Raw genomic sequence first — 1,235 nt, 5'->3', positions numbered from 1 at the left:
ATCTTCAATATCTTCCCAGCCCTCACAGCCTGCGATAACTGCACACAGCGTTAAAAACACCACGTCAAACAAGGGATAAACGACCTTAGATGCTTGCCTTGGGTCTTCTAATTCTGAAAAGTGCTCTGCAAAAATATCGATGTTCATAAACTGGCTCCGCGTAAAAGCCAGTATCTGATCACAACGGAAGATCGCGGTCAATCAGTTATGTTAAAGTGCGCGTTAAATGTTCGTGATCTTGCCCTGACCTGGCGCTGAGCTAGGTATTGTTATTAATAATAATAGCAGTATGGTTGCTATTGATCTTTGTTGGCCTAGGCGCAAGGTTGCTGTGTTAATTAACATGGATAATGCGAAAGTATTGAGAAGTCATGGCTGGAATGTGTTTACTGCGTTTGATGCATTGAATAATTTTGAAACCTTTCAGGCTAAGGTTAGATAGTAAAATTTTATAAGGTTTTCGTATGTTAAATTCTGAAGAAATTCATACAATACTGGTTAAGTTAATAGACTCGGATGAAGATCATAGACACCCTTCTTATGCTTATGAGCACTGTATAGGTGAAGGTTTGTATGTTTATGTTAAACGTACACCAAGTAAGAGCGTTTCAAAGCAACCATTAGTTCTTCATCCAAGAGTCATAGGTTTGAAAGATAAAATCGATGCAATTAAAGGTGTTACTAGTGATTGGCAGCCAGCTAAAAATACCAGTTTTCGTAGATTCCCTAAATTAGAAGGAAATTCTCAGTATGGTTACGCCTTTAATGTTGAAAATTCAGCAGCTATTCAAAAGTTATTGTCTTTAATTGGGGGCGTCGATATGGCTGATGAACATAATATTAAGCAACAGACTAAAGCGGGTAGCAATATGGTTGCATTGAATCAAATTTTATATGGGCCACCAGGTACTGGAAAAACTTACAATACTATCAATAAAGCACTCTCTATCGTTGATCCTGAGTATCTATCTAAATACGGGCTTGACCAGGGTGAGATTACGAGTGGTCATTTAATAACCACACTCATGCCGGCTTCAAGCACCGCATCCAAATAAGCCTCATTCATCAATGCCTGACGCTGCTTTCTTCTGATACTCATTTTTCGCTTCTCAGCGCGTAACATATTCAAACCAAAGTGTCGCATCGTGGCAAGATTAGTCGCTGCATTACCACGGTATATCTGGCACGCATCCTCACCTAAACTCACATCCAGCACCCAGTGCAACTGGTTTTTT

General features: G+C 39.7%; 3 protein-coding genes. 1 reads left to right on the top strand and 2 read right to left on the bottom strand.

All coding sequences use genetic code 11. The annotated features are described in order from the left end of the window. The coding region (locus tag L5M28_RS23910) for a transposase family protein (protein ID WP_263198011.1) at positions 1-147 on the bottom strand (147 nt) is incomplete at its 3' end. 317 nt (positions 148-464) lie between these two features. On the opposite strand from L5M28_RS23910, the gene L5M28_RS23905 reads away from it, so the two are divergent. Next, a complete protein-coding gene (locus L5M28_RS23905; protein ID WP_263204538.1) occupies positions 465-1,055 on the top strand; it encodes a hypothetical protein in 591 nt (196 codons plus the stop codon). On the opposite strand, the gene L5M28_RS23900 is transcribed toward L5M28_RS23905, so the two are convergent. Then, a partial coding sequence (locus L5M28_RS23900; RefSeq protein ID WP_411569194.1) for a transposase occupies positions 1,007-1,235 on the bottom strand: 229 nt, incomplete at its 5' end. The genes L5M28_RS23905 and L5M28_RS23900 overlap by 49 nt on opposite strands.

Source organism: Shewanella sp. SW32, from assembly GCF_025653365.1.
Classification (GTDB): Bacteria; Pseudomonadota; Gammaproteobacteria; order Enterobacterales; family Shewanellaceae; genus Shewanella; species Shewanella oncorhynchi.
The sequence above is the reverse complement of the archived record's forward strand: the minus strand, read 5'-3'. Positions and strand labels throughout refer to the sequence as shown.

Coding starts and splice junctions, on each gene's coding strand:
- L5M28_RS23905 (WP_263204538.1), top strand. CDS start 465: ATGTTAAATTCTGAAGAAATTCATACAATACTGGTTAAGTTAATAGAC.